Annotated in this window: 25 protein-coding genes; 9 read left to right on the top strand and 16 right to left on the bottom strand. The window is 60.1% G+C overall.

Annotation, left to right across the window (positions count from 1 at the left end; genetic code table 11):
- Window positions 1-96 precede the first annotated feature (96 nt).
- Complete coding sequence (gene katG / locus ACTG36_RS10265) at window positions 97-2,301, bottom strand: catalase/peroxidase HPI (RefSeq protein ID WP_439142210.1); 2,205 nt, start codon at window positions 2,299-2,301, stop codon at window positions 97-99.
- A gap of 97 nt (window positions 2,302-2,398) precedes the next feature.
- Here katG and ACTG36_RS10260 point away from each other — a divergent pair, with 97 nt between their 5' ends.
- Entirely contained in the window at window positions 2,399-3,295 is an 897-nt protein-coding gene (locus tag ACTG36_RS10260) for a hydrogen peroxide-inducible genes activator (protein ID WP_375280948.1), read from the top strand.
- On the opposite strand, the gene ACTG36_RS10255 is transcribed toward ACTG36_RS10260, so the two are convergent.
- Window positions 3,292-4,581, bottom strand: coding sequence for an NAD(P)/FAD-dependent oxidoreductase (locus ACTG36_RS10255; protein ID WP_439142208.1), 1,290 nt, complete (start codon window positions 4,579-4,581; stop codon window positions 3,292-3,294). The two genes, ACTG36_RS10260 and ACTG36_RS10255, sit on opposite strands and share 4 nt — an antisense overlap.
- Complete coding sequence (locus ACTG36_RS10250; RefSeq protein WP_375280950.1) at window positions 4,581-5,978, bottom strand: aspartate aminotransferase family protein; 1,398 nt, start codon at window positions 5,976-5,978, stop codon at window positions 4,581-4,583. The genes ACTG36_RS10255 and ACTG36_RS10250 overlap by 1 nt, the downstream gene beginning before the upstream one ends.
- A gap of 197 nt (window positions 5,979-6,175) precedes the next feature.
- On the opposite strand from ACTG36_RS10250, the gene ACTG36_RS10245 reads away from it, so the two are divergent.
- From ACTG36_RS10245 to ACTG36_RS10230, 4 genes are read left to right on the top strand one after another with little or no spacing between them, the layout of a single operon-like run.
- Window positions 6,176-7,264 (top strand): polyamine ABC transporter substrate-binding protein, encoded by a 1,089-nt coding sequence (locus tag ACTG36_RS10245; RefSeq protein ID WP_375280951.1) that lies wholly within the window; start codon window positions 6,176-6,178, stop codon window positions 7,262-7,264.
- 53 nt (window positions 7,265-7,317) lie between these two features.
- Window positions 7,318-8,469: an ABC transporter ATP-binding protein gene (locus ACTG36_RS10240; RefSeq protein ID WP_375280952.1), complete on the top strand. Its 1,152-nt coding sequence runs from the start codon at window positions 7,318-7,320 to the stop codon at window positions 8,467-8,469.
- Window positions 8,466-9,554, top strand: coding sequence for an ABC transporter permease subunit (locus ACTG36_RS10235; protein ID WP_375280953.1), 1,089 nt, complete (start codon window positions 8,466-8,468; stop codon window positions 9,552-9,554). The genes ACTG36_RS10240 and ACTG36_RS10235 overlap by 4 nt, the downstream gene beginning before the upstream one ends.
- On the top strand, window positions 9,551-10,363 hold the full coding sequence (locus ACTG36_RS10230; RefSeq protein WP_296419160.1) for an ABC transporter permease: 813 nt from the start codon (window positions 9,551-9,553) through the stop codon (window positions 10,361-10,363). The genes ACTG36_RS10235 and ACTG36_RS10230 overlap by 4 nt, the downstream gene beginning before the upstream one ends.
- A gap of 57 nt (window positions 10,364-10,420) precedes the next feature.
- Here the strand turns inward: ACTG36_RS10230 and phoB are convergent, their stop codons facing one another.
- The 11 genes from phoB to ACTG36_RS10175 form a co-directional block, all read right to left on the bottom strand.
- Window positions 10,421-11,104: a phosphate regulon transcriptional regulator PhoB gene (phoB, locus tag ACTG36_RS10225; protein ID WP_375280954.1), complete on the bottom strand. Its 684-nt coding sequence runs from the start codon at window positions 11,102-11,104 to the stop codon at window positions 10,421-10,423.
- A gap of 4 nt (window positions 11,105-11,108) precedes the next feature.
- Window positions 11,109-11,816, bottom strand: coding sequence for a phosphate signaling complex protein PhoU (phoU, locus tag ACTG36_RS10220; RefSeq protein WP_296419164.1), 708 nt, complete (start codon window positions 11,814-11,816; stop codon window positions 11,109-11,111).
- A 9-nt stretch (window positions 11,817-11,825) separates the two neighbouring features.
- Entirely contained in the window at window positions 11,826-12,623 is a 798-nt protein-coding gene (pstB, locus tag ACTG36_RS10215; RefSeq protein WP_375280955.1) for a phosphate ABC transporter ATP-binding protein PstB, read from the bottom strand.
- A 12-nt stretch (window positions 12,624-12,635) separates the two neighbouring features.
- Window positions 12,636-13,943, bottom strand: a complete 1,308-nt coding sequence (gene pstA / locus ACTG36_RS10210; protein WP_439142203.1) for a phosphate ABC transporter permease PstA — start codon at window positions 13,941-13,943, stop codon at window positions 12,636-12,638.
- Window positions 13,940-15,418 carry a phosphate ABC transporter permease subunit PstC gene (gene pstC / locus ACTG36_RS10205; RefSeq protein WP_375280957.1) on the bottom strand — a complete coding sequence of 493 codons (1,479 nt, stop codon included), beginning with the start codon at window positions 15,416-15,418 and terminating at the stop codon, window positions 13,940-13,942. Before pstC ends, pstA begins: the two co-directional genes overlap by 4 nt.
- A gap of 148 nt (window positions 15,419-15,566) precedes the next feature.
- Window positions 15,567-16,595 (bottom strand): PstS family phosphate ABC transporter substrate-binding protein, encoded by a 1,029-nt coding sequence (locus tag ACTG36_RS10200; protein WP_375280958.1) that lies wholly within the window; start codon window positions 16,593-16,595, stop codon window positions 15,567-15,569.
- 150 nt (window positions 16,596-16,745) lie between these two features.
- The gene (locus ACTG36_RS10195) at window positions 16,746-17,798 is read right to left on the bottom strand and encodes an ATP-binding protein (RefSeq protein ID WP_439142200.1); all 1,053 of its coding nucleotides are present in this window, start codon (window positions 17,796-17,798) and stop codon (window positions 16,746-16,748) included.
- Between the two features lie 3 nt (window positions 17,799-17,801).
- Window positions 17,802-18,983, bottom strand: coding sequence for a trans-sulfuration enzyme family protein (locus tag ACTG36_RS10190; RefSeq protein WP_375282354.1), 1,182 nt, complete (start codon window positions 18,981-18,983; stop codon window positions 17,802-17,804).
- Window positions 18,983-19,501 carry a gamma carbonic anhydrase family protein gene (locus tag ACTG36_RS10185; RefSeq protein WP_375282355.1) on the bottom strand — a complete coding sequence of 173 codons (519 nt, stop codon included), beginning with the start codon at window positions 19,499-19,501 and terminating at the stop codon, window positions 18,983-18,985. The genes ACTG36_RS10190 and ACTG36_RS10185 overlap by 1 nt, the downstream gene beginning before the upstream one ends.
- Window positions 19,498-20,136 carry a guanylate kinase gene (gene gmk, locus ACTG36_RS10180; RefSeq protein ID WP_375282356.1) on the bottom strand — a complete coding sequence of 213 codons (639 nt, stop codon included), beginning with the start codon at window positions 20,134-20,136 and terminating at the stop codon, window positions 19,498-19,500. The genes ACTG36_RS10185 and gmk overlap by 4 nt, the downstream gene beginning before the upstream one ends.
- Window positions 20,137-20,140: 4 nt before the next feature.
- Entirely contained in the window at window positions 20,141-21,013 is an 873-nt protein-coding gene (locus tag ACTG36_RS10175; protein WP_439142195.1) for a YicC/YloC family endoribonuclease, read from the bottom strand.
- Window positions 21,014-21,225: 212 nt separating this feature from the next.
- Here ACTG36_RS10175 and ACTG36_RS10170 point away from each other — a divergent pair, with 212 nt between their 5' ends.
- The gene (locus ACTG36_RS10170) at window positions 21,226-21,915 is read left to right on the top strand and encodes a PAS domain-containing protein (protein ID WP_439142193.1); all 690 of its coding nucleotides are present in this window, start codon (window positions 21,226-21,228) and stop codon (window positions 21,913-21,915) included.
- Between the two features lie 26 nt (window positions 21,916-21,941).
- Here the strand turns inward: ACTG36_RS10170 and ACTG36_RS10165 are convergent, their stop codons facing one another.
- The gene (locus ACTG36_RS10165; protein WP_439142191.1) at window positions 21,942-23,312 is read right to left on the bottom strand and encodes a class II 3-deoxy-7-phosphoheptulonate synthase; all 1,371 of its coding nucleotides are present in this window, start codon (window positions 23,310-23,312) and stop codon (window positions 21,942-21,944) included.
- A gap of 202 nt (window positions 23,313-23,514) precedes the next feature.
- On the opposite strand from ACTG36_RS10165, the gene ACTG36_RS10160 reads away from it, so the two are divergent.
- The 3 genes from ACTG36_RS10160 to ACTG36_RS10150 are packed head-to-tail and all read left to right on the top strand — an operon-like array spanning window position 23,515 to window position 25,376.
- A complete protein-coding gene (locus tag ACTG36_RS10160) occupies window positions 23,515-24,516 on the top strand; it encodes a GlxA family transcriptional regulator (protein ID WP_375282060.1) in 1,002 nt (333 codons plus the stop codon).
- A gap of 60 nt (window positions 24,517-24,576) precedes the next feature.
- Window positions 24,577-25,014, top strand: a complete 438-nt coding sequence (locus tag ACTG36_RS10155) for a hypothetical protein (RefSeq protein ID WP_375282061.1) — start codon at window positions 24,577-24,579, stop codon at window positions 25,012-25,014.
- 56 nt (window positions 25,015-25,070) lie between these two features.
- Entirely contained in the window at window positions 25,071-25,376 is a 306-nt protein-coding gene (locus ACTG36_RS10150) for a hypothetical protein (RefSeq protein ID WP_375282062.1), read from the top strand.
- Window positions 25,377-25,401: 25 nt separating this feature from the next.
- Here the strand turns inward: ACTG36_RS10150 and ACTG36_RS10145 are convergent, their stop codons facing one another.
- Window positions 25,402-26,274: an NAD(P)-dependent oxidoreductase gene (locus ACTG36_RS10145; RefSeq protein ID WP_375282063.1), complete on the bottom strand. Its 873-nt coding sequence runs from the start codon at window positions 26,272-26,274 to the stop codon at window positions 25,402-25,404.
- Window positions 26,275-26,351 lie beyond the last annotated feature (77 nt).

The raw sequence follows: 26,351 nt of genomic DNA, 5'->3' as shown, positions 1-26,351 counted from the left end.
ATGGGGAATCGTCATATTGAGGGGCAAACCCCGCGTTAAAAGGCAAAACGGCGCCCCGATGGGTCGGGACGCCGTCGTTTGTTCTGTGATTTGGGATTACTTCAGGTCGAAGCGAGCCAGCTCCATCACCTTGACCCATGCAGATACGAAGTCATCGAGGAACTTCTGCTCCGCATCGGCGGAGGCGTAGACCTCAGCCAAGGACCGCAGGATGGAGTTTGACCCGAAGACCAGATCAACCTGTGTGCCGGTCCACTTCAGATCACCGGACTGACGGTCACGGCCTTCCATGATGCCACTGTCCGCGCCTTTGGGGGCCCAAACGGTGTTCATATCCAGCAGGTTCTTGAAGAACGACTGGTCCAGCGCGCCGGGTGTGTCGGTGAACACACCGTGCGTCGTGCCACCGGTGTTGGCCCCGATCACGCGCAGGCCACCGACCAGAACGGTCATCTCCGGTGCAGTGAGGGTCAACAGCTGCGCACGGTCCACCAGATGTTCGGCAGAAGACCGGATCGCACCGCTTTTGATGTAGTTGCGGAAACCGTCTGCCTTGGGTTCAAGCCAAGCGTAGCTTTCCACATCAGTCATCTCTTGCGTGGCATCTGTGCGGCCTGGGTTGAAGGGCACGGTGATGTCGTGACCTGCCGCTTTGGCCGCCATTTCAACGCCCACGCCACCGGCCAGAACAATCGTGTCGGCCAGCGACACGTCCTTGCCAAAGGCCGCGCGGACCTCTTCCAGCTTGGCCAGCGCCTTGTCCAGTTCTGCAGGATCGTTCACCGCCCAGTTTTTCGCAGGGTCCAGACGGACGCGCGCGCCATTGGCACCGCCCCGCTTATCGGACCCACGGAAGGACGCCGCAGAGGCCCAAGCGGTTTTCACCAGTTCAGCCGCTGTCAGACCACTGTCCGCAATCGCCGCTTTCAGCGCGTCCACATCGGCACCCGCGATCAGATCGTGGGTCACGGCGGGCACGGGGTCCTGCCAGCTTTCAGGCTGATCTGGGACGTATTTGCCCAAGCCCAGCTCATATGGACCCATGTCGCGGTGGGTCAGCTTGTACCACGCCTTAGCAAAGGCTTTGGCGAACTTGTCAGGATTGGCGTGGAAATCGCGGCTGATCTTTTCGTAGGCCGGGTCCATGCGCATCGCCATGTCGGCGGTGGTCATCATGATGAAGGTTTTGCCTTCGCCGTCCGCCGTGGGGGCCATGTCCTCTTCCTTAAGGTCCTTGGGCTGCCACTGGTGCGCACCGGCGGGGGATTTGGTCAGCTCCCACTCATACCCGAACAGCATGTCGAAATAGGACATGTCCCACTGGGTTGGTGTTGGTGTCCACGCGCCCTCAATGCCGGAGGTGATGGTGTCCACGCCGTGGCCCTTACCAAAGCCCTGCTTCCAGCCAAGGCCCTGTTCGGCGATATCCGCCCCCTCAGGCTCGGACCCGACGTAGGCCTCGGGATCGGCGGCACCATGCGCTTTACCGAAGGTGTGACCGCCCGCAACCAAAGCGACGGTTTCTTCGTCGTTCATGGCCATCTTGGCGAATGTCTCACGCACGTCATGGGCCGACAGCAGCGGGTCAGGATTGCCCATGGGGCCTTCGGGGTTCACGTAAATCAGGCCCATCTGAACAGCGGCCAGATTGCCAATCAATTCACGCGGGTCATCATAGCGCATGGCGTCATCGCCCAGCCATTCGGTTTCAGGACCCCAATAGACGTCTTCCTCAGGCTCCCACACATCGGCACGGCCGCCGGCGAAGCCGTGGGTTTCAAAGCCCATGGATTCGAGCGCCACGTTGCCTGCAAGGATCATCAGATCCGCCCAGCTCAGGTTCGCGCCGTATTTCTGTTTGATCGGCCACAGCAAGCGACGTGCTTTGTCCAAGTTGCCGTTGTCCGGCCAAGAGTTCAGCGGTGCAAACCGCTGCTGGCCTGACCCCGCACCGCCACGGCCATCGCCCACACGGTAGGTCCCGGCAGAGTGCCACGCCATACGGATCATCAAGCCGCCGTAGTGACCATAATCTGCGGGCCACCATTCCTGACTGTCGGTCATGAACGCGGTCAGGTCTGCGATCACTGCATCCAGATCAAGCTGCTTGAACGCCTCGGCGTAATCGAAATCGCCGCCCATCGGGTCGCCGCCCGGATGGTTCTGGTGCAGCGGCTTGAGGTTGAGCGCATTGGGCCACCAATGCTGGTTGGCCGTGGTGCCCGTCGCCTGACGCGGCCCGTGGATCACGGGGCATTTGGCCTGGGAATCGTTCATGTCTTTTTCGACGGTGCCGTCCATTATGGTGGTCCTCCAGATGTTGAATTTGGCATCGGTCTAACAAGGCTTCGTCATTAGTTGAACTTGTATTTTCTGATTGCTTCGATAAGACAAAGTTATGAATAACCTGACCCTTAAACAGATGCGCTATTTCGAAGCCGTGGCCGAACACCGGCACTTCGGACATGCCGCCGATGCGGTCGGAATTTCCCAACCGGCCTTGTCCATGCAGATCAAGGATTTGGAAGCGACCTTGGGTGCGCAATTATTTGAACGGGCCTCTCGTCAGGTGCGTCTGACCCGTCTGGCGGAGGATTTGGCACCCCGCGTGCGGGCCATCCTGCGGTCCGTCGATGAGGTCGCGGATTTGGCGCGGTCGTCCCAAGAGGCCATGTCGGGGCGTGTGCGCATTGGCGTGATTCCCACGATTGCACCTTATCTGCTGCCGTCATTTATCGGCCATCTGACCCGTGATCATCCCACGTTGGACATCCACATCCGCGAAACCCTCACCCCGAAGTTGATCACGGAACTGGGCGAAGGCCGTATTGATGCGGCCATCGTGGCCCTGCCCGTGTCAGAGCCGTCGTTCGAAGAGGTCGCGATTTTCGACGAAGATTTCGTGCTGGTCCGCGCGGACGTGGATGCCGACCGCCCCGTGCCCGCCGCAGGGGATTTGGCCAAGATGCAGTTGTTGTTGCTGGAAGAAGGCCATTGTTTTCGCGACCAAGCGCTTGCGTTTTGCTCTATGCGGTCGGCCTTGCCGCGTGAGGGGTTGGACGGGTCGTCGCTTTCCACGCTGGTGCAACTGGTTGGGGCTGGCATCGGTGTGACGCTGATCCCGCAAATGGCCGTTGCGGTGGAAACGCGGTCGGCCAATGTGTCCGTGGCGCGGTTTGACGCGCCCTGCCCCAAACGCACCATCGGGATGATCTGGCGCAAGACGTCGCCCTTGGCGGATCAGTTCCGCGTCATTGCAGACTGTGTGAAAAAAGCCGCTAGCAGATTGCCCTAAAGCCTGTCGCGCAATCCGTACCAAATCATCGCCAGTGCAAGCAGCGGCGACCGCAGCGCCGCACCACCCGGAAAGCGCGGGCTGGGCAAGGTCGCGAAGAGATCAAACCGTTCCGCCTGCCCCTGCACGGCCTCCGCCGCCAATTTGCCGCCCAAGGTCGCCAGAGCGACCCCGTGGCCCGAATAGCCAGAGATTGACAGCACGCGGTCCGACACCCGTGCGAAATGCGGCAAGCGGTTCATGGTGATGCCCAATGTGCCGCCCCAAGCATAATCTATCGGCACGTCTTTAAGCTGCGGAAAAATCTGGCCCATGGGTTTGCGCACGGTCGCCGCAATGTCGCGCGGGAAGCGGTAGCCGTAGCTTTCACCGCCACCAAACAGCAGGCGGTTGTCATCGGACAGACGGAAATAATTGATGACGAACTTGCTGTCGGCCACGGCATGATTGTCACGGATAACAGATTTTGGGTCGTCCAAGGGGGCGGTTGCTGCGATGAAATTGTTGATCGGCATGACCCGCGCCGCCACGTCGGTGTTCAGCGCGCCCAGATAGCCATTGCACCCGAGGATGACGTATTTTGCCCTGATATCAGCGTCTTGCGTGACGACCTTCGCGTCAGACGTCACCTCTGTGACCTTTGAGTGTTCAAAGATCCGCACGCCCTCATCCCGTGCCGCGCGCGCCAGCCCAAGGGCAAAGCGCAGCGGGTGGATATGCCCACCACCCATATCGAGCGTGCCACCGTGATAGGCAAGTGAGCCGACGAGTTCGCGCATCTCCTCCCGTCCTACGGGGCGGATCAGGTCATAGCCGTAATCCCGTTGCAGTTTTTCGGCATAGGCGTGGGAATGGGGAACAAATTTGCGTTTGTGATCAGCCTCAATAATCCCGTCGGACCAGCCGCAGTCTATTGCGTACTTTGCTTTAAGGTTGCGCAGCAAGTTCACGGATTCAATAGATAAATCCCACAGGGCGCGGGCTTGATCACGGCCCGCGATCTCTTCCAGATCATCTTGTCCGATCCGCTGGCCGGTGCCCACCTGCCCGCCATTGCGCCCCGACGCGCCAAAGCCCACGCGCTGCGCGTCCAGCAGGACCACGTCATAGCCCTCCCGCGTCAGATGCAATGCGGCTGACAGGCCCGAATAACCGCCCCCGACCACACAGACATCGCAGCGGACAGCACCCTTGGCGGCTGGAAACGGGTCAAGCGGTGTGGCCGTGGCCGCATAATAGGACGCAGGGTATTCCCCCGCACGGTCATTGGCGGTCAACAGGTCCATCAGGCAGCCTGATACAGCCCTTCGGCGCGGATCAGGTCATAAGTTTCGTCCAATGATTGCACCGCACGCTCAATCAGCGTGTCGATTTCCCCCTCAGAGATCACCAGCGGCGGGGCGATGATCATCCGGTCGCCAACATGACGCATCACAAGCCCGTTGGCAAAACAGCGCGTGCGGCAATGCAGGCCCACGGTGCCTGCGTCGGCGGCAAATTTGGCGCGGCTGGCTTTCTGGGGCGTCAAGGCGATGGACCCCATCATGCCCACGATCTTGGCCTCCCCCACAAGAGGATGATCAGTCATTTGTGCCCATTTATCAGCAAGATAGGGGGCGATCTTGTCGTGGACATTGTCGACGATCCGCTCCTCTTGCAGGATGCGCAGGTTTTCGAGCGCCACGGCACAGGCAACGGGGTGGCCAGAATAGGTGTAGCCGTGATTGAAATCACCTGCGTTGTTCACCACCTGCGCCACCTCATCACAGACCAGCGACCCGCCGATGGGCGCGTAGCCCGACGACAGACCCTTGGCGATGGTCATGATGTGGGGCCGGATGCCCATATACTCGGACCCGAACCAATGGCCGGTTCGGCCAAAGCCACAAATCACCTCATCCGCGATCAGCAGGATGCCGTATTCGTCGCAGATGCGCTGAATTTCCGGCCAATAGGTGCTGGGCGGCACGATCACACCGCCTGCACCCTGCACCGGCTCCCCTATGAACGCGGCCACGCGGTCGGGGCCGTGGGCAAGGATCGCCTCCTCCAACTGGCGCGCACGGGCGATGCCGAAGTCATCTGGCGACATGTCGCCGCCTTCGGACCACCAATCGGGCTGGTCGATGTGATGGATGCCAGGGATCACCGGCACGCCTTGGTTTTGCATGCCCGACATGCCGCCCAATGACCCACCGCCCAAGGTGGACCCGTGATAGGCATTGGAGCGGCTGATGATGATGTTGCGGTCCGGCTGGCCCTTTTGCGCCCAGTAATGGCGGACAAGGCGGATGTTGGTGTCGTTCGCCTCAGACCCGGACCCCGCGTAGAACACATGGTTGAGGTCCCGTGGGGCCAGTTCGGCAAGCTTAGCCGACAGGGCAATCGCAGGCACATGGGTCGTCTGAAAGAACGTGTTGTAATAGGGCAGTTCCATCATCTGACGCTGCGCCGCATCGGCCAGTTCACGGCGACCATAGCCGATGTTCACGCACCACAGCCCCGACATGGCATCGAGGATTTGATGCCCTTCACTGTCGGTCAGCATCACCCCATCGGCCGATGTAATCACCCGCGCGCCCTTTTCAGCCAGTTCCGCCCCGGCGGTAAACGGATGCATGTGATGGGCCGCATCCAGCCGCTGCAAATCAGCCGTGGGCATGTGGTTGGAAATAACGTTCATCGCGGATGTCCTTGAAAGAGGCCGGGCAAAGCCTGCACGGTTTTTCAGCAGCTTATTTGGACCCACAGCAGTGTCAAACAAAACAACACGTCGCAGATCACACAGCGTGCGCGCCATATTGCAAAACCCGATTGCGCCTTTCATAGTCACTTTGCAAGCAGCCAAAGTGCTGCATTCTTTTGACAGGGAAACCACTCATGACCACCAAATATCTGATGTCCGGCATCGCCGCCGCTGCTTTGACAGCTGGCATGGCTGCCGCCGAAGAAGTCCGCGTTTACAACTGGTCCGATTATATCGACGAAGACCTGCTGACACAGTTCGAAGACGAAACCGGCATTGATCTGATCTACGACGTGTTCGACAGCAATGAGGTGCTGGAAACGAAACTGCTGTCTGGCGGGTCCGGCTATGACGTCGTCGTGCCCTCGGCCACTTTCCTGCAGCGCCAGATCACCGCCGGTGCCTTCCAGCCGCTGGATTTGGCGCAACTGCCCAACCACGCAAACCTGTGGGACACCATTCAGGAACGTACGGATCAGTATGATCCGAACGGCGAATATTCGGTGAACTACATGTGGGGCACCACAGGCATCGGGTACAACATCGACAAGGTCGCTGAGATTTTGGGCGAAGACGCCCCCGTCGACAGCTGGGATCTGGTCTTTGATCCCGCCAACATGGAAAAGTTGGCCGAATGCGGCGTGCACTTCCTTGATGCCCCGACCGAGATGATCCCCGCCGCGCTGAACTATATCGGCGAAGACCCCGACAGCCACGAGCCCGAGGTCATCGCCAAAGCCGAAGACGTCTTTGCCGGCGTGCGCCCCTACATCCAGAAATTCGGCAGCTCCGAATACATCACAGCGCTGGCCAACGGCGACATTTGCGTGGCCGTGGGCTGGTCTGGCGACGTGTTCCTTGCACAGTTCCGCGCAGCCGAGGCCGAGAACGGCAATGAGATCGACTATGCGATCCCAGTGGAAGGCGCGCAGATGTGGTTTGACCAGATGGCGATCCCCGTGGATGCGCCCAACCCCGAAGGCGCGCATACGTTCATCAACTTCATCCTTGATGCACAAAACGCAGCCGCTGCCACCAACTACGTCTGGTACGCCAGCGGGAACGAGGCCGCACAGGAATTCATCGATCCCGAAATCCTTGAATACCCTGCGGTCTACCCAGATGAGGCCACGCTTGAGAACCTCTACATCACACGGCCCTATCCGGCGCGCGTTCAGCGCGACGTGACCCGTCTGTGGACACGCATCAAGTCCGGCCAATAAGCCATTGATCCCCCGCGCTTTTATCGGCGCGGGGTTTTCCTTTTGAAAGAGATATGATGGCGCAGCCCAGACCTGATGCGGTGTTTGCCCCGTGGGATGATCCGGCCGAAGTGCCGTTGATCCAGTTCAAGAATGTCACCAAACGGTTTGGTGATTTCACCGCGATCGATGACCTGACCTTGGACATCTATGCCAAGGAATTCTTTGCCCTTTTGGGGCCGTCGGGCTGTGGCAAAACCACGTTGATGCGGATGCTCGCGGGGTTTGAAAAACCCACCGAAGGGTCGATCATTCTGGACGGTGTGGATATCGGGCCGGTGCCGCCCAATGAGCGGCCCGTGAACATGATGTTCCAGTCCTATGCGCTGTTCCCCCACCTGACCGTCTGGGAAAACATCGCCTTTGGCCTCAAACGATCCGACATGCCCAAAGACCAGATCGGCGACCGGGTCGAACGGATGCTGAAACTGACCCAGCTAGGCAAATTCGCCAAGCGCAAACCACATCAGATATCGGGCGGCCAAAGGCAACGTGTGGCCTTGGCGCGCAGTTTAGCAAAAGCGCCCAAGCTGTTGTTATTGGACGAACCTTTGGGTGCCTTGGACAAAAAGCTGCGTCACGAGACGCAGTTTGAACTGATGGATATTCAAGAAAGCACCGGCACGACCTTTGTCATTGTAACCCATGACCAGGAAGAGGCCATGACCGTGGCCTCCCGCGTGGCGGTGATGGTCGATGGCAACCTTGCACAAGTGGCCACGCCGGACCAGATTTATGAAGCCCCGACAAGCGCTTACGTGGCGGACTTTATCGGGGATGTGAACCTGATCGAAGGCACGGTTGAGGTCCAGCCAAAGGGCGCGGACCCTACGTCTGTGGCGATCAAATGGTCCCCCACGGAAGACCCGATCAAAGCCACCGCCGACACACCACCACCTGCCGCCAGCACCGTGCAATTTGCGATCCGGCCCGAAAAGGTCGCGATTTCTGCCGAAAAACCTGAGGCCGCCAATGTGATGGAGGGCAAAATCCTCGACATTGCGTACCTCGGCAACATCTCCACCTATCATGTTGAGGTCGCCCCCGGATTGATCGTCAAAGCGCAGGCCACGAACACGCGGCGCATCTCTCGCCGGAACCTCACGTGGGAGGATCACGTCTACCTCAGCTGGACGGACACCGCAGGCGTGGTGCTTTCACAATGAGCCGTAAGGTCCTGATCCTGCTGCCATATATCTGGCTTCTGGTGTTCTTTCTGGTGCCTTTCGGGATCGTTCTGAAAATCTCTCTCAGTGATATCGCACTGGCGATCCCGCCCTATACGCCGACCCTGAAAGACGGGTTCTGGACGATGGTCGCGGGTCTTGATCTGGAAAACTATGCCTTTATCGGCGCGGGTGCGGTTTTTGCCGGCTTCGCGGGCATCGTTCTTTGCGCGGTCATGTTCCGCATCGTTTACCCGCGCGTGCGCCGTGCACTGGTGCCGGACACGCCGAATGGGTTCTTTGACACAGCCGCTGCCGCACTGACGGCGCTGGCGGTGGCCCTGGTCAATGTGGCGCTGGTGGTGGCGGTTCTGGCGTTGCTGTTCCCTGCCCTTCAGTCCTTTGTCGACGTGCCGGATTTCCTGTATTTCGCGGCCTATCTGTCGTCGCTGAAAATCGCGCTGATCTCGACCTTTTTGACGTTGCTGATCGGCTATCCCATCGCCTACGCCATGGCGCGGGCACCGTCCCACTGGCGGCCCACATTGCTGATGCTGGTGATCCTGCCGTTCTGGACGTCCTTTCTGATCCGCGTCTACGCATGGATCGGCATCCTGAGCACTGAAGGCTACCTCAACCAACTTCTGCTGTCGCTTGGCGTCATAGCGGAGCCTTTGACGATCCTGAACACCAACATCGCCGTCTACATCGGCATCGTCTACACCTACCTGCCGTTCATGGTGCTGCCGATTTATGCGGCACTGGAAAAGATGGACGACAGTCTGGTGGAGGCGGCCGAGGATCTGGGCTGCACCGCCCTGTCTGCCTTCTGGCTGGTCACAGCCCCCCTGTCCAAACCCGGCATCATCGCGGGGTGCTTTCTGGTCTTCATCCCCACCTTGGGCGAATTCGTGATCCCGTCGCTTTTGGGCGGATCGGACACGCTGATGATCGGCAAAGTCCTGTGGGAAGAATTCTTTAACAACCGCGACTGGCCCGTGGCCTCCGCTGTGGCGGTGATCCTGCTGTTGATCCTGATCATCCCCATCGTGCTGTTTCAACGCAATCAGGAGGCGGACCAATGAGGCGGTTTTCATGGTTCAACGCGACGTCCCTGACCTTCGGCTTTGCGTTTCTCTACCTGCCGATGCTGATCCTGATCATCTACAGCTTTAACGAAAGCCGTCTGGTGACAGTCTGGGCGGGGTTTTCGACGAAATGGTATGGGGAGCTGTGGCAGAACGATGCGTTTCTGGATGCGGCCTGGGTCACGATCAAGGTGGCCTTCTGGTCGTCGACCTTGGCCACTGTGTTGGGCACCATGGCGGCATACGCCATGGTCCGCGCCGGTCGGTTCAAAGGACGTGGGCTCTTCAGTGGCATGATCTACGCGCCGCTGGTCATGCCTGAGGTCATTACCGGCCTGTCGCTGCTCTTATTCTTCATCGCCATCGGCTTGGACCGTGGCGTTTTCACGATCGTGCTGGCGCATACCACCTTTGCCATGTGCTACGTGTCCGTGGTCGTCACATCGCGGTTGGTCAGTTTCGATCAATCGCTGGAAGAGGCCGCATTGGATTTGGGTTGCACGCCTTTTGACGCGTTCCGCTCCGTGACCTTGCCGATCATCATGCCGGCGGTGATTTCAGGGTGGTTGCTGGCCTTCACGCTTAGCCTTGATGATCTGGTGATCGCGTCCTTTACCGCCGGGCCATCGGCCACGACTTTGCCGATCAAAATCTTCTCCGCCGTGCGCTTGGGCGTCACGCCTGAGATCAACGCGCTCAGCACAATCATGATCGGCATTGTGACGCTGGGCGTCATTACCGCGTCGCTGATCACACGGGCCACGGCAAAGAAAGCGGCCGCCGACGAACGCGCCGCCGCCGGCTAGCGCGCAATTTCTTAAGTAAGAAATTGTCCCCACAAACCCTCCTTGAGGGTTTGGCCCCTAGCCTAAGGCGTAGCCCGCACCGCGCACCGTGCGCACGGGATCTGTGCCGCCGTGCTGTGTCAACGCCTTGCGCAATCGTCCGATGTGGACATCGACCGTGCGGGTGTCGACGTAAATGTCGCGTCCCCAGACCCGATCCAGCAGGTGTTCACGGCTCCAGACACGGCCGGGTTTCTCCATGAAGGTTGTCAGCAGGCGAAACTCTGTCGGGCCCAGCTTGATCTCAGCGGTGTCGCGCGTGACGCGATGGGTTTCGGAATCCAGTTGGATGTCTTCAAACGTCAGGACCTGCCCCACGGTCGAGGGCCGCACGCGGCGCAACTGCGTGCGCACCCGCGCCAGCAATTCAGCCACCGCATAGGGTTTGACCACATAGTCATCCGCACCCGTTTCCAAGCCGCGCACCTTGTCGACCTCTTCCGAGCGGGCAGACAACATGATGATCGGGATACTTCGCGTGTCGCTGCGGGTCTTCAGTTGGCGACAGACCTCAATCCCGGACACATTGGGCAGCATCCAATCAAGGACGATCACGTCGGGCGCGTCTTCCTCGACCAGCATCAGCCCCTGTTCGCCGTCTTCGGCTTTGGTGGTGCGAAACCCCTCGGCCTCCAGATTGTAGGACAGCACCTCCCGCTGGGCGGGCTCGTCCTCAACGATGAGAACATGTGGCTGCGACATGGGATCAGCCCTCCGCCTGCATGGTGGCGGTATGGTCCATCTTGGGGCGGTCTTCGTCGGGCATTTCACCGGTGACCATATAGATGACCTGTTCGGACATATTGGTGACCAGATCGCCCATGCGTTCCACGTTCTTGGCGATGAAATGCATGTGCATACAGGCCGTGATGTTGCGCGGGTCTTCCATCATGAAGGTCAGGAATTCACGAAACAGCGCGTTGTACATCTGGTCCACTTCGCTGTCGCGCTGGCGCACGCTTTCGGCCAGATCCGCATCGCGGCGCACGTAGGCATCCAAAGCGTCGGACAGCATCGCCTGCACCTCTTTGGACATCCGCCGCAGGGCCGCGTCCGTGCCGTTGATGGGCTGCATTTCGGCCAAAAGCGACGTGCGTTTGGCCATGTTCTTGGCGTAGTCGCCCATGCGTTCGAGACTGGAGGCGAGTTTCAGCACGGACAACAGCGACCGCAGGTCCTTGGACACGGGCGCGCGCAGGGCGATGACGCGTGCGGCTTCTTCGTTGATCTGTTCTTCCAGCGCGTCGATGACCTTGTCGCCCTTGCGGACAACCTCTGCGCGTTCCACATCGCGGGTCTCTAAGGATTTCGCGCCCTCAAGAATGGCGTTTTCCACGAGGCCGCCCATTTTGACGACAAGCGCTTGAATGGTCTCAAGGTCGCGGTCGAAGGCGGATGAAATATGCTCGTTCATAATTGCTCCTTACCCGATCCGGCCGGAGATGTAGCTCTCCGTTCTGGGGTCTTCGGGGTTGGTGAAAATCTTGTCGGTCTCGCCGAATTCCACGAGGTTGCCGAGGTGAAAGAAGGCCGTTTTCTGGCTGACCCGCGCGGCCTGCTGCATGGAGTGGGTGACGATGACCACGCTGAAGGACTGGCGCAATTCGTCGATCAGTTCCTCGACTTGGGCTGTGGCAATCGGGTCAAGCGCCGAACAGGGTTCATCCATCAGCAGGACCTCAGGCGATGTCGCGATGGCCCGCGCGATGCACAGACGTTGCTGCTGGCCACCCGACAGCCCCGTTCCGGGCGCGTTCAGGCGGTCCTTGGCTTCGGTCCAAAGGGCTGCCTTGCGCAGGGATTTTTCCACGATCTCATCCAACTCGGCCTTGTTGCGCGCCAGCCCGTGGATTTTGGGGCCGTAGGCCACGTTGTCGTAGATGGATTTCGGAAACGGGTTAGGTTTCTGGAACACCATGCCCACCTTGGCGCGCAACTGCACCGGATCGACGGCTGGGTCATAGATATCTTCGCCGTCGATCAGGATGTCGCCTTCGACGCGGCAGATATCGATCGTGTCGTTCATGCGGTTGATGGTGCGCAGGAACGTGGATTTGCCACAGCCCGACGGGCCGATGAAGGCGGTGACGGTCTTGTCTTCGATGTCGACGTTCACGTCTTTAATGGCATGGTTGTCGCCGTAATAGACCTGCACGCCTTTGGCGGAGATTTTGGTGTCGGACATCAGCTTACTTCTTTCGGTCAAATTCAAGTCTTTCATCGATCTGCCCCCTTACCAGCGGCGCTCAAACCGGCGGCGCAGCAGGATCGCGATGAGGTTCATGGTCAGCAAGAAGACCAGCAGCACGATGATGCCACCCCAGGCCTTTTCGTAAAACCCGGTGTCGGCACGGGCCGCCCAGGTGTAGATTTGCGCGGGCATGGCGGAGTTGCTGTCCACAAAGCCTGAGATGATCCCGTCCGGATATTCCCGCGCCACATAGCCCACCATACCAATGAGCAGCAGCGGCGCCGTTTCGCCCAAGGCCTGTGCCAGACCAATGATGGTGCCCGTGAGGATACCCGGCATGGCCAGCGGCAGCACGTGATGGAACACCGCCTGCATTTTGGATGCGCCCACCCCAAGGGCGGCATCGCGGATGCTGGGTGGGACGGATTTCAGGGACGCACGGGTTGAGATAATGATCGTCGGCAAGGTCATCAGCGTCAGCACAAGGCCGCCCACCAGCGGGGCCGATTGCGGCAGATGTGCAAACTGGATGAAGACCGCAAGGCCCAGAATACCGAACACGATGGACGGCACGGCCGCGAGGTTTGAGATATTGACCTCAATCAAATCAGTCAGGCGGTTCTTGGGCGCGAATTCCTCCAGATAGATCGAGGCCGCGACGCCAATAGGCAGGGCCAGCAGCAGCACCACGATCATCATAAAGAACGACCCGATGACCGACGCACCAATGCCCGCACCGCCGGGGTTGTCCACGGCGGTGTCCGTGCCGGTGATGAAATTCCAGTCAAAGGCGGTTGTGATCAGCCCTGCTGCAATCATCTCATCCAGCACGTCTAGGTCTTCGACCATCAAAAAGCGGCTGTCGGTCACATCTTCGCGCTGCAGGTCGCCTTCGAAATAGCGGCTGATGCGGGTCGAGGCGGGCAGATTGAACGTCACGGACTGGCCGATCTGGCCTGGGTTCGCTTTGTAGAATTCGCGGATCGTGGCGCCTGTTTTGGGCACCAGACGGTCGGTGATGAAATCCTCATCCACCTCAATCGTGGACCCTTGGGCGGTGAGGAATTCGTTGACCTTGGCCACCAGCAACGCCTCATAAGCGGCGGTTTTCAGCAGCTGGCCTTCGGCGGCATCGTAGTCTTCTTGCGTCACTGTCGCTTGCAAGGCCACGACCGTGTTGGTGAACGCAGGCAGACCGGAGCGCAGGATCGACGTCAGCAGCACGACCAGAAACAGCAGACCAATGGCGATGGCCACGATGCCGTAGGCTTTGAACCGCTTCTCAGCCGCGTTGCGCTTTTTGGTGCGCGCATCGACCGTCAGCAGGGAGGATTTGGGGGACGCGGTCATTCGTATTGCTCCCGGTATTTACGGACAATGAAAAGGGCGAAGACGTTCAGCCCCAGCGTGATGACAAACAGCGACATGCCAAGGGCGAAGGCCACCAGCGCCTCAGGCGATGAAAAGTCGCTGTCGCCGGTCAGCTGGCTGACGATTTTGGCGGTGACGGTGGTCATGGCCTCAAACGGGTTGAGGTCAAGGCGCCCTGCCGCCCCTGCCCCAAGGACCACGATCATCGTCTCGCCAATGGCGCGGGACGCAGCCAGCAGGATGGCGCCCACAATGCCGGGCAAAGCGGCGGGCAGCACAACCTGGCGGATGGTCTCAGACGGGGTTGCGCCCAAGCCAAGCGATCCGTCGCGCATGGATTGGGGCACGGCGTTGATGATGTCGTCGGACAGGGAAGACACAAACGGGATCAACATGATCCCCATGACCAGCCCTGCGGTGATCACCGACCGATCTCCGGTCATCCAGGCCACACCCAGCGCGCCATCGCCGCCAAAGACATCCTTCAGCATCGGCCCCACGACCAACAGCGCAAAGAGGCCGTAAACGATTGTGGGAATACCGGCCAGAACCTCAAGCAGCGGTTTTGCAAAGGCCCGGACCCTCGGCCCTGCATATTCGCTGAGGTAAATGGCGGCGAACAATCCGATGGGTACCGCCACCAGCAGCGCCACGAAAGAGATGTAGAGCGTGCCCCAAAGAAGCGGCAGCAACCCAAGTTCAGACGCCCCGCCGCGCCCCGAAAAGCTGGGCTGCCACGTGGTGCCAAAGAAGAAATCCATGGCCGGATACAGGCGGAAGAATTCGACCGTGTTAAACACCAGCGACAGCACGATCCCGATGGTCGTCAGGATCGCGATGGAGGCGGCTGCGATCAGCACCGCCATGACGCCCCGTTCCACGGTGTTGCGCGCGCGGAAGGTCGCGGTGGTCTTCATCAGCGCAAAAGACGTGCCGCCAATGGCGATCATGAGCACAAGGACGGTTTTGATCAGGTTGCCCGTGGCAGAACCTGCGCGGTAGGCTTGCGCGGCCCCCAGCACGTCCTGCGACACCTCAGACCCAAGCGCCACACCGACACCGGCCAGCGTGCCGCGCACATCCGTGCCCTCAGTTGTCATGTTCGCGGCTTCAGCAGACGACAGCGCACCTTGCGCCACGGCAGTGTCCAACCCGTCGGCCAAACGGCGCACGTCGGACATAATCAGCGACAGCGCGCCGTCATCGGCCACTTCGGTGGTGATCATGTCGGACACGTTGCTTTGCAACACCATAGGCTGCGCGATGGTCCAGACCGCCAGCACCAGTGCGGCAGGCACAAGACCCGTCAGGGCGGCGTTGTATCCATAATAGCTGGGCAGCGAATGCAATTTGCGCATGTCGCCATCGGCTGAGGCCATGGCCCGCTTGCGGCCCAACACATAGCCCGCGACAGCGATGATCGCGAGGACGATAAGAAGGGTGAGGATCGGCATGGCAGCTCCGCTCAAGGGTGGAACGCGCGCGTTCCGGTCTTCGTTTCGGCCCTCTTATCGGTCACGGGGCCTGTCGTCAAAAGGCCGCCCCTGATGGGGGGCGGCAAAACGGGATGGCGCGACCCGCGCCGCGCCATCCTAAAGGGGCTTACATCGCCTCTTCAGCTTCGATCTTGGCTTGTGTGGCTGCCAGCTCAGGGTCGGACACGAGGCCATACTGGGCCAATGGGCCGTCGGGGCCTGCCAGCTCATCTGCCATGAAGAACTGTGCGTATTCCTTCAGGCCGGGGATGACACCGATGTGCGCGCCTTTGATGTAGAAATACAGCGGGCGGGACACAGGGTAGTCACCTGCGGCGATGGTTTCGGTTGTGGGCTCAACACCGGACATGGTCGCCACTTTCAGCGTGTCTGTGTTGTTTTCGTAGAAGGCCAGACCGAAGACGCCGATGGCGTTGGGGTTCGCGTCGATGGAGGCGAGCGTTTCTGTGTAGTCGCCGTCGATGTCCACGGACAGACCATCAGTGCGCACAGCCAGACAAGCGTCTTCTGCGTCGTCCTCGGACATGCCTGCTTCCATCATCGCCTCAAACGCGCCGGTTTCTTCGCAGCCCACTGCGATCACCTTTTCTTCGAATACTTCACGTGTGCCGTGCTTGGTGCCGGGGATGAAGGCCAGGATGTCAGCCGCCGGAAGATCCGCGTTGAATTCGGACCACTGTGTGTAGGGGTTGTCGACAAGTTCGCCGTCAACCATGACCTTTGGGGCCAGTGCGTTGAACAGATCGGATGGTGTGAAGGCTGTGTAATCAGGGCCGTCGATCTGGGAGGCAAACACGATGCCGTCATAGCCGATGCGCACTTCGATGATGTCGGTCACGCCGTTGGCGGCGCATTCTTCGATCTCACCTTCGCGGATCCCGCGGGAGGCGTTGGCCACGTCGATGGTTGTCTCACCGATGCCTTCGCAGAAACGGGCCAGACCAGCGGAGGAGCCACCGGATTCCACAACAGGTGTCGGGAAGTCGGTGTTGTCGCCAAAGGCTTCGGCTACGATGGACGCATAAGGCAGCACGGTGGAGGACCCGGCAACCTGCACGTTGTCACGGGCAGAAGCAGCGGTGGCGAAAATGGCAGTGATCGCCAGTGTTGAGGCGGTCATTTTGATGAAGGACATTGAAGTCTCCTGTACGTCGGTTTCATCACCCCTAAGTGCGGGGCTTATCCTTCGCGGATCGAAGGATCATGGGGCGGTGGCTAAGCGCCGCTCAAAACGCTTTTGTGACAGTTGTGTAAAAGTTATATGACAGCCGCCGACGCTTGCGCATTATTCTGCGGGGCCAGCCGCTCCAATCGGCAAAATCACTGTAAAAACAGACCCTTGACCGATTTCACTTTCGATGCGGAACCGGCCGCGGTGACGTGTGATGATGTGTTTTACAATCGCCAGACCCAGCCCCGTGCCGCCGATTTCACGGCTGCGGTGGGTGTCGACGCGGTAGAATCGCTCGGTCAGGCGGGCAATGTGATGCGCGGCGATACCGTCCCCCTCATCACGCACGGACAGGCGCACGCCGGGCTGCATCAGAGCATTTTGCTGGGCCGGTTCTGTCAGGGTGATCGTGACGGTGCCGCCTTCGCGTCCGTATTTGATGGCGTTTTCAACGAGGTTGCTGACGACCTGCCACAACTGCCCCCAATCGCCCAACACTTCGATGGTATCATCGGGCACGTTGGTGACAAAGCGCGCGCCCCGCGCCTTGGCCACGGGGGCCAGCGCCTCAAGCACCTCCCCCATCAGCGTATTCAGCGGCACTTTGGCCGTGGGCCGGATGCGTTCCTGATCTTCCACCCGGCTGAGAGACAACAGGTCCTCAACCAGACGGTGCATGCGCCCGGCCTCTTGCTCCATGATCGCCAAGAACCGCTGTTGGGCTGCTGGATCATTGCGGGCGGGCCCGCGCAGGGTTTCGATGAACCCCAGCAGTGATGTCAGCGGCGTGCGCATTTCATGGCTGACGTTGGCCACAAAGCCGCGCCGCATCTCACCTGCGTCTTCCACGGCGGTCATATCCTGAAAGGACAGCACGACCGCACGACCTTCAGACAGGGCCACAGCCCGCACGGACACATCCCACGTGGTGTCGCGCGCGCCGTCATTGCCCAGATACCGCGCCACCCGCTGGCCGCCGTCGGCCAGCGACGCCTCAACCGCGTCCAGAACCGCCGGTTGGCGCAGGGCCGTGACATAGTGCCAGCCGTCGCAGTCCTTGCCGACCAAAATGCGCGCTGGCGCGTTGATGCCCCGAATACGCAGGTCCCCGCCCACCACAATCACCGGATTGGGCAGGCTGGTGATCAAGGCGCGCAGGTCAGACATGGATCAGGCCTTTTGGCTTTCAGCGATGGCGTGGGTCAATTCGTCGATCAACAGGCCGGGGTCTTCGAGCCCCACAGAGACGCGGAAGAACCCTTCGGAGATGCCAAGCTTCGCGCGCCCGTCTTCGGTCAGCGCGCGGTGTGACGACGACGCCGGATGGCTGAGTGTCGTGCCCACATCACCCAAGGTGGGCGCGAATGGCAGATCCTTTGCGGCGTTGGTCAGCGCATTGCCCGCAGCACGGCCCCCTGCCACCTCAAACGACATCATATTGCCGGGACGGTCGCCCAACACCTGCGCCACACGGTTGTGGTCAGGATGATCGGGGCGGCTGGGGTGCAGGACCTTGGTCACACCGGGCAGATCGGACAAGGCCTCCGACAGGGCCGTGGCCGTGGCCTCGGCGCGGTCATAGCGCAGATCGAAAGACTGCAGGCCACGTTCCGCCAGCCAGCAGTCAAAGGGGCTTGGCGTCAGGCCCCATGTGACATTGGCCACGTTGATCTTTTCCATCAATTCGGGGTCTTTTGCCACGGCATAGCCAAGGGTCGCATCAGAGTGTCCGGCCAGCAGTTTCGTGACCGAATGGATGACAATATCCGCGCCGTGTTCAAACGGCAGGTAGCTGCGCGGGGTGGTAAAGGTGTTGTCGACCATCAGCAGAATACCACGGTCTGCGCACAGGGCGGCAATCCCTTCCATATCCGCCACTCGGATCGTGGGGTTCGACACGACTTCGACGACAATCATCCGCGTGTTGGGCTGGATGGCGGCGGCGATGGCAGCAACATCCGTTGGGTCCGCGAGTGAGGTTTCAACCCCGAACTTGGGCAGGTCCTCGGTCATCAGACGCAAGGTACGGCCATAAAGCTGATCCGCCCCGATCACATGATCGCCTGCCTTCAGAACACCCAAGAACACGGCGCCAACAGCCGACATGCCGGACCCTGTGATGATCCCGCCTGTCATCCCTTCAAGCCCGTCGATCTTTTGGGCCAAAACGGAGGCATTGGGATGGCCTTCGCGCGCATAGGTAAAGCCCGAGCCTTCTTCATACTGGCGGTCCAGCCCGTCAGGATCAGGTGAGGAATAGACAACAGAGGGCTGCAATGGTGTCACGACAGGACGGGACACGGATGTCGGCCACGCCGGACGGCGCGCCAAAGACTTCGGCGTTTCAGACATTAGATTTCCTTAAGACCAGCCGCGAAACGGGCTGCGTTTTCTTGGTAGTGTAAGGCGGAGGCGGTGAGGCCTGCAATCGCTTGATCGTCAAGGTCGCGGACAATTTTACCGATGCCCATCACAAGCGACCCATCGGGGATCACCTTGCCTTCGGTGATCAAGGCCCCTGCCCCGATCAGACAGTTTTTGCCGATGACGGCCCCGTTCAGAACCGTGGCCCCCATGCCAATGAGGCTGTTGTCGCCAATGACGCAGCCATGCAGCATCGCCTTGTGGCCGATGGTGCAATTGGTCCCGATCGTCAGGGGGAACCCCATATCCGTATGCAGCACGCAGTTTTCCTGCACGTTGCTGCCCGTGCCAACGGTGATCATCTCATTGTCACCGCGCATCGTCGTGCCAAACCAAACGGAGGCTTTCGCCTCTACCGTCACTTTGCCAATCAGGTGACAGCCCGGCGCAATCCAGGCTGCGGGATCAATGTCAGGGCGCGCGCCCTCAAGGTCATACAGCATCACTTGGCCCCCGCGAATTCGTCTTGCAGCTGGCGCACATGATCGGCCAGATCGGGCTGCTGATCACGGCGTTGGCGCTCAGCCTCTACAATAGTGCGCAGGCGCGCTTCGGTGGCGTCCAGATCATCGTTGACCAACACATAGTCATAGCTGCGCCAGTGGCTGATTTCGTCCCAGCTTTGGTCCATGCGTTTGTCAATGACCTCCATGCTGTCTTGGCCGCGTGTTTCCAACCGACGGCGTAATTCCTCAATCGACGGGGGCAAGAAAAACACGCTGAGCACGTGCTGGCCCAGCGGGCTGTCCTTGATCTGTTCGGCCCCCTGCCAATCCACATCAAACAACACGTCAACGCCTGCGTTGATCGCATCGCGCACCGGATCCATGGGGGAGCCGTAGAAATTGCCAAAGACATGGGCGTGTTCCAGCATCTTGTCGTCCGACACCAGCGCCTTGAACTCTTCTTCGGATTTGAAGTGGTAATCGACGCCATCCACCTCCCCCTCACGCGGGGTGCGGGTCGTGGCGGAGACCGAAAACCGGATCGTCGGGTCCCATGCCCGCAGCCGCTTGGTGTGGGTGGATTTCCCCGCACCCGAGGGCGAGGACAGAATGATCAAAAGGCCGCGTCGCGCCATGGGGTTACTCCACGTTTTGGACTTGTTCACGCATTTGGTCGACGACCGCCTTGAGGGCAAGCCCGATCTGCGTCAGCGCCGTCGAATGGGCTTTGGAGCACAAAGTGTTTGCCTCACGGTTAAATTCTTGGGTCAGAAAATCGAATTTTCGACCAATCGGGCCGCCCGCATCCAGCAAATCACGGGCCGCCTGAATATGCGCGCCCAGGCGGTCGATTTCTTCGGTGATGTCGGATTTGACGGCGATCAGCGCCAGTTCCTGCGCCACACGGTCCGGATCGACGGTGGTTTGTTCGGCCACGCGGGCCAAAGCACGGTCCATCTGGTCTTTGAGAGCCGATGTGCGGACCTCGGCGGCGGAGGCCGCTTGCGCGGTCAGTGCTTCAACCTCATCGACTTGGGCGCGCAACACCTGCGCCAAAGCCGCCCCTTCATGGTCGCGCATGGCCATCAGACCGGCCAGTGCGGCGTTGAAATCCGCCTCCAGCGGGGCCAGCAGAGCGTCGGCGTCGTCCGTTTGGCGGGCCACCAGAACGCCCCTTTGGGCCAAGACGTCCGCAGCCGTGGGCTGGCCCAGCGTCACGCCCTTGTCGAAAGCGCGGTCCTGAATTTGATCTAAAGCCGCCAGAATGACATCCAACCGGTCCTGATCAATCTGCAACGCTCCTTCGGTCTGGGACCGGTGCAGCCGCAGGCCAACAGTGATGTTGCCACGGGTTGCAACGGCGCCCACGGCTTTGCGCACGGTGCCTTCCAGCGCGGCAAATCCGTCCGGCAACCTCAGCTTTACATCAAGTCCGCGGCCGTTCACGCTGCGCACCTCCCACGTCCAAGCGACGTCATCGGCGGTTCCTTGCTGCGTTGCAAATGCGGTCATGGAGCAGATCACGGGCGGTCCTTCGGCTTGGGTCTATCCCCTTGCACCTAAAGGCAAATGCAACCTCTAGGCAAGTGTCTGACCGCCTCAGACAGCCAGTTCTGGCGCCGCACGGCAGCCCGCCATTAACCCGTTAACACTTTGTTTAGAGAAAATGCGAAGCAAATGTGTCACAAACTGGACAAGCAATCGATACAGATAGGACGACCGTAATGAGTTTGACATTTGACCCCTACAAACTTGGCAACAAAGACGTGGCACAGGCGCAGGATGTCATCATGACCAATCCCACGGCGCTCGACGAACTTGAGGCCTATTGGAAAAGCCTGCCCCGAAAACTGGGCGTGCCGTCCCGCGCGGATGTGGATCCGGTGGCCATGGGCCGCCAGCTTGAGGACAGCTTTATCGTGGAACGTGTGGCACCGGGTGTGGCGCGGATCAGGGTGGCGGGCCGCAACATCGGTAAATTGATCGGGATGGAACCCCGTGGCCTGCCATTGACGGCGATCATGTTGCCTGCATCACGTGCGGCGATCTCGAACTTTATCGAAACCGCGTTCACCACCCCGTCGGTGGTTGAACTGCCCTTAGAATCCCCCCGCGCCGTGGGCCAGCCCGCCCTGCACGGCAAGATTTTGTTGCTGCCCTTGCGCGACGATCACGGCCAAGTCACCCGCCTATTGGGTGTTCTGGTCATGAGCGGCCGTCGCGGCATGGGCGGACGCCGGTTTGGCGTATCAGACAAAGTTGCCTCCCGGGTGGAGCCCATCGCAGGGCTGACGGCTGTGCAAGGGGGGCGCCCCGATCGCGTGCGGCCTTCGCCGCGGGTGGCATCCGACCTGTCAGAGCCACAAAAGGCGAAGGACACACCTGCCCTCCGCCTTGTTGTGTCGAACCCGTAAGGGTTCATGACGCGACGTGACTTGGTTCAGGCGGATTGCGCCGCCAGAACCGATGCGCGGCGCGAAGACAGCTCTTCTGCGACCAAGAACGCCAGTTCCAGAGATTGCGACGCGTTCAAACGCGGGTCGCAGGCGGTGTGATAGCGGTCGGACAGGTCTTCGTCTGTCACGGCCCGCACGCCGCCGGTGCATTCGGTCACATCCGCGCCCGTCATCTCAAAATGCACACCGCCGGGGATCGTGCCTTCGGCGTTGTGGACGCCAAAGAATTCGCGAACCTCACGCAGGACACTGTCGAAGGGACGGGTTTTGTAGCCCGTGGACGACTTGATCGTGTTGCCGTGCATCGGATCGCAGACCCAAGTGACCTTGGCACCTTCTTCTTCCACAGCCTTGATGAGACGCGGCAGATGTTCGGCCACGGACCCTGCCCCAAAGCGCGCAATCAACGTCAAACGCCCAGCTTCGTTTTCGGGGTTCAACTTTTGCATCAACGCCTTGAGGTGGCCAGACGTCATCGTGGGGCCACACTTCAACCCGATGGGGTTTTGCACACCGGAACAGAATTCCACATGGGCGCCGTCGGGCTGACGGGTGCGGTCCCCGATCCAGATCATATGGCCAGACCCGGCCAGCCACTTGCCGGAGGTAGAATCGATCCGCGTCAGGGCCTCTTCGTATTCCAGCAACAGCGCCTCATGGGAGGTATAGAAATCCACCGTTTCCATCGCGTGCGCCGCTTCGGCATCCATGCCAGCGGCCTTCATGAAGTCCAGCGTACCGCTGATCTGTTCGGCCATGGCGCGGTACTTGTCCGCCTCTGGCGCGCCGGTGAACCCCAGGGTCCAGCCGTGAACCTTGTGGATGTCCGCATAACCGCCCGTCGAAAAGGCGCGCAGCAGGTTCAGCGTGCCTGCGGCCTGCGTGTAGGCCTGCAACATCTTATCAGGGTTCGGGATGCGGGCCTCGGGCGTGAAGTCCAGATCATTGATGATGTCACCACGGTAGCTGGGCAGTTCCACACCATTGATCGTCTCGGTCGGGGCCGAACGTGGCTTGGCAAATTGGCCGGCCATACGGCCAACCTTTACCACCGGCACTTTCGCGCCGTAGGTCAGCACCACAGCCATCTGCAACATCACCTTAAAGGTGTCGCGGATCGCATCGGCGTTGAAGGCCGCAAAGCTTTCGGCGCAATCGCCGCCTTGCAACAAGAACGCTTCACCACGGCTGACAGCAGCCAATTCCTGACGCAACTTGCGGGCCTCACCGGCGAAAACCAGCGGCGGATAGGAAGACAGCTTTCCCTCAACAGCGGCCAAAGCCTCCGCGTCGGTATAGTCCGGCATCTGTACCCGGGGCTTGTTGCGCCAGTCAGATTTTTTCCAGTCCGTCATGTTCTTGCTCCGATTGAAAATACATGTGATCGCGGCCCCGTCCGTGGGGCAGTGAGCGATACCAGACCCGCTTATAACGAGGATGTGGATAAGGTCCAATGACAAATGCCGCTTCGCTAAAGTCTGATCCAGCGGCTATTTGTCTTGATTGTGCCATAGAAAGATGCTCAGCCTAACCGTCACCTATTGAAGCGTAGCCACCATGCAGTCTTACAACTCCGTCGATGTTGAAAACCCAAGCCGGACACCGCGTCGGTTTATCTTTGTTTTGCTGGACCAATTCACGTTATTGTCGTTTGCAGCGGCGATCGATTGCCTGCGTCTGGCCAACCGTATGGCCGGACAGGAGCTTTATTCATGGCGGCTGGTGGGCGAAGGCGGCGACAAGGTCAGCTGCTCGACCGGCACGACCTTTGCGCTGGACGGTGATCTGGATGAATTGCATCGCGACGATACGGTGATTTTGTGTGGCGGCCGCGATGTGCAGGCGGCCACGACCAAGCGCATCCTGAACTGGATCCGGCGCGAAGCCCGTCGCGGTCTGGTCATGGGCGGGCTGTGCACCGCCGCCTATTCGCTGGCCAAGGCGGGCCTGCTGGACGGCAAACGCGCCACGATCCATTGGGAAAATCACGACAGTTTTACCGAAGAATTCCTTGAGGTGGAACTGACGAAATCTGTCTTTGTCAAAGACGGCAACCGCTGGACCACTGCGGGTGGCACATCCTCCATCGATCTGTTTTTGCAGATCATCGCAGATGACCACGGTGAAACATTGGCCAATGCGGTGGCAGATCAGCAGATTTATTCCGCGATCCGCACCGATCAGGACACCCAGCGGTTGTCGATCCCCACGCGGATTGGCGTGCGGCACCCCAAATTGAGCCGCGTCATCCAAGCGATGGAGCAAAACATCGAAGAACCGATCAGCCCCTCCATTCTGGCCAAGGATGTCGGCATGTCCACACGGCAATTGGAACGGCTGTTCCGGCGCTATCTGAACCGGTCCCCCAAACGGTATTACATGGAATTGCGGCTGCAAAAGGCGCGCAATCTGCTGATGCAGACGGATATGTCGGTGATCAATGTGGCCTTGGCCTGCGGGTTCGCGTCCCCGTCGCATTTTTCCAAATGCTACCGGTCCCACTACGACACCACCCCTTACCGTGAACGCGGCGCCCATGCAGCGCGGCTGTCGGTTTGACGTCGTGGTAGGCGGCGCGGTCCGTCCGTGCTAAGCATCTAAAACACACCAGAGGTTCCAATGGCGAAACGCAACTTTACCGTCCTTCCGATCTTGGTTGTCCTTATGATCGTCGGCATCACTGTGTTTATGATCTTCACCGAAAGATCCAACGCGCCCGACATCGAGGGGGACGCGAATTACCCGCACTATGTGTGCACCTTTGAACGGTATTGCGTCGCTGACGCCTGCAAATCGAACCCCATCTATATCATTGCCTATACATCCTACATTGACGGCCAGCCCCGTCTGGAAATTCCGGGCATGGACCCTCGCGCCACCTTGGACAGAACCGATGAGGCCCTGACGTTCACGTCCATGGGGGGCGATGTGAAGGGGCGGTTGATGATGTTCCGCGACCGCGCACTTGATTTCTACGCGACCTCCGCTGTTGAGGGCGAAACCGAACCGCGCGAACACTTTGCCTCCGGCCAATGCGACCGCCTCGTATCACCCTAGCGGGGGCCTTGCTTGCGGGGCTTGCAGGCCCCGCTGCGGCGCAGTGGGAGTGCGTGATGACGCGTGAGGACTGTACACTCTTGTGTGAGGACATCCACGTGGCCTTCGCCATCGACCCGCATCAGTTTGTGGAACCGCTGAACCCCGACGATCCGCCACGTAGGCAGGTCACGCAGGTCACCCTGGAGGACGCCACCTTTGCCGCGCAGGCCATTATGATGGCAGGCGGCGTCCAAGGGTTTCACGAAGACGCAGGTGAGCTGGGATCACGCCTGATGATCGTGCGTCCAGACGGGACCGCGCGGCTGACCCTGCAGCCCGAAAACACCCGCTGGGTCGGGATGTGCACCCAGACCGATTAGGCAGCGCCGTTGATGCAGGCGGCCCCTACCCCAAAGCGCGCAAGCGTTTGATCAGGCTTGATGTGTCCCAGCGTCCACCGCCCATGGACTGGACCTCTTTGTAGAACTGATCGACAAGGGCTGTGACAGGCAGCGACGCGCCGGTTTCATCAGCGGTAGCAAGACAAATCCCCAGGTCCTTGCGCATCCAGTCCACTGCAAAGCCGTGTTCAAACGCGCCGTCGATCATTGTCTCGTAGCGGTTCTGCATCTGCCATGACCCAGCCGCCCCTTGGCTGATGACTTCAACCACCTGCCGCCCGTCGAGGCCCGCTTTGTCGGCAAAATGCAGCGCCTCAGACAGACCTTGGACAAGGCCCGCGATGGCGATCTGGTTGCACATCTTTGTCATCTGGCCTGCACCGCTGTCACCAATGCGGCGGCAAATGCGCGCGTAGCTGTCGATGATCGGCTGGGCCACGTCATAGGCCGCCTGATCACCCCCGCACATCACCGACAACACACCGTTTTCGGCCCCCGCCTGACCGCCCGAAATCGGGGCGTCCACGAACGACACGCCTAGCCCCTGACCGGCGGCATAAAGCTCCCGCGTGACTTTGGCAGAAACCGTCGTGTGATCCACAAAGATCGCCCCGCGCGCCATGGTGCCGAATGCGCCATCTTCGCCGATGCAGATCGCGCGCAGGTCGTCGTCGTTGCCCACGCAGGCCATTACAAAATCCGCATCCATCGCCGCAACCGCAGGCGTGGTGGCCATCTTGCCGCCAAATTCATCCGCCCAAGCAGCGGCTTTCGAATGGGTGCGATTGTAGACGGTGACGTCATGTCCGGCTTTTACCAGATGCCCCGCCATGGGATACCCCATCACGCCGAGACCTAGAAATGCGACTTTTGCCATTGTGTTCCCTCTTGCTTGCATCGTTTTGGCTGTTGCGTGATAGGTAACGGACGCGGGCCTGTCGTCAATGGCGGGGT

The organism is Pseudooctadecabacter sp. (assembly GCF_965657175.1).
Classification (GTDB): domain Bacteria; phylum Pseudomonadota; class Alphaproteobacteria; order Rhodobacterales; family Rhodobacteraceae; genus Octadecabacter.
Note: the sequence above shows the minus strand (reverse complement) of the source record. Positions and strands in the feature narration are given on the sequence as shown.

Bases quoted from the DNA above. Each gene is read 5' to 3' on its own strand.
- ACTG36_RS10240 (WP_375280952.1), top strand. From the start codon at position 7,318: ATGATGGCGCAGCCCAGACCTGATGCGGTGTTTGCCCCGTGGGATGAT.
- ACTG36_RS10145 (WP_375282063.1), bottom strand. From the start codon at position 26,274: ATGGCAAAAGTCGCATTTCTAGGTCTCGGCGTGATGGGGTATCCCATG.
- ACTG36_RS10170 (WP_439142193.1), top strand. From the start codon at position 21,226: ATGAGTTTGACATTTGACCCCTACAAACTTGGCAACAAAGACGTGGCA.
- phoU (WP_296419164.1), bottom strand. From the start codon at position 11,816: ATGAACGAGCATATTTCATCCGCCTTCGACCGCGACCTTGAGACCATT.
- ACTG36_RS10195 (WP_439142200.1), bottom strand. From the start codon at position 17,798: ATGTCTGACCTGCGCGCCTTGATCACCAGCCTGCCCAATCCGGTGATT.
- ACTG36_RS10250 (WP_375280950.1), bottom strand. From the start codon at position 5,978: ATGAACGTTATTTCCAACCACATGCCCACGGCTGATTTGCAGCGGCTG.
- ACTG36_RS10160 (WP_375282060.1), top strand. From the start codon at position 23,515: ATGCAGTCTTACAACTCCGTCGATGTTGAAAACCCAAGCCGGACACCG.
- ACTG36_RS10200 (WP_375280958.1), bottom strand. From the start codon at position 16,595: ATGTCCTTCATCAAAATGACCGCCTCAACACTGGCGATCACTGCCATT.
- ACTG36_RS10165 (WP_439142191.1), bottom strand. From the start codon at position 23,312: ATGACGGACTGGAAAAAATCTGACTGGCGCAACAAGCCCCGGGTACAG.
- gmk (WP_375282356.1), bottom strand. From the start codon at position 20,136: ATGGCGCGACGCGGCCTTTTGATCATTCTGTCCTCGCCCTCGGGTGCG.
- ACTG36_RS10235 (WP_375280953.1), top strand. From the start codon at position 8,466: ATGAGCCGTAAGGTCCTGATCCTGCTGCCATATATCTGGCTTCTGGTG.
- ACTG36_RS10255 (WP_439142208.1), bottom strand. From the start codon at position 4,581: ATGGACCTGTTGACCGCCAATGACCGTGCGGGGGAATACCCTGCGTCC.
- phoB (WP_375280954.1), bottom strand. From the start codon at position 11,104: ATGTCGCAGCCACATGTTCTCATCGTTGAGGACGAGCCCGCCCAGCGG.
- pstB (WP_375280955.1), bottom strand. From the start codon at position 12,623: ATGAAAGACTTGAATTTGACCGAAAGAAGTAAGCTGATGTCCGACACC.
- ACTG36_RS10245 (WP_375280951.1), top strand. From the start codon at position 6,176: ATGACCACCAAATATCTGATGTCCGGCATCGCCGCCGCTGCTTTGACA.
- ACTG36_RS10175 (WP_439142195.1), bottom strand. From the start codon at position 21,013: ATGACCGCATTTGCAACGCAGCAAGGAACCGCCGATGACGTCGCTTGG.
- pstA (WP_439142203.1), bottom strand. From the start codon at position 13,943: ATGACCGCGTCCCCCAAATCCTCCCTGCTGACGGTCGATGCGCGCACC.
- ACTG36_RS10230 (WP_296419160.1), top strand. From the start codon at position 9,551: ATGAGGCGGTTTTCATGGTTCAACGCGACGTCCCTGACCTTCGGCTTT.
- katG (WP_439142210.1), bottom strand. From the start codon at position 2,301: ATGGACGGCACCGTCGAAAAAGACATGAACGATTCCCAGGCCAAATGC.
- ACTG36_RS10150 (WP_375282062.1), top strand. From the start codon at position 25,071: ATGACGCGTGAGGACTGTACACTCTTGTGTGAGGACATCCACGTGGCC.
- pstC (WP_375280957.1), bottom strand. From the start codon at position 15,418: ATGCCGATCCTCACCCTTCTTATCGTCCTCGCGATCATCGCTGTCGCG.
- ACTG36_RS10260 (WP_375280948.1), top strand. From the start codon at position 2,399: ATGAATAACCTGACCCTTAAACAGATGCGCTATTTCGAAGCCGTGGCC.
- ACTG36_RS10190 (WP_375282354.1), bottom strand. From the start codon at position 18,983: ATGTCTGAAACGCCGAAGTCTTTGGCGCGCCGTCCGGCGTGGCCGACA.
- ACTG36_RS10155 (WP_375282061.1), top strand. From the start codon at position 24,577: ATGGCGAAACGCAACTTTACCGTCCTTCCGATCTTGGTTGTCCTTATG.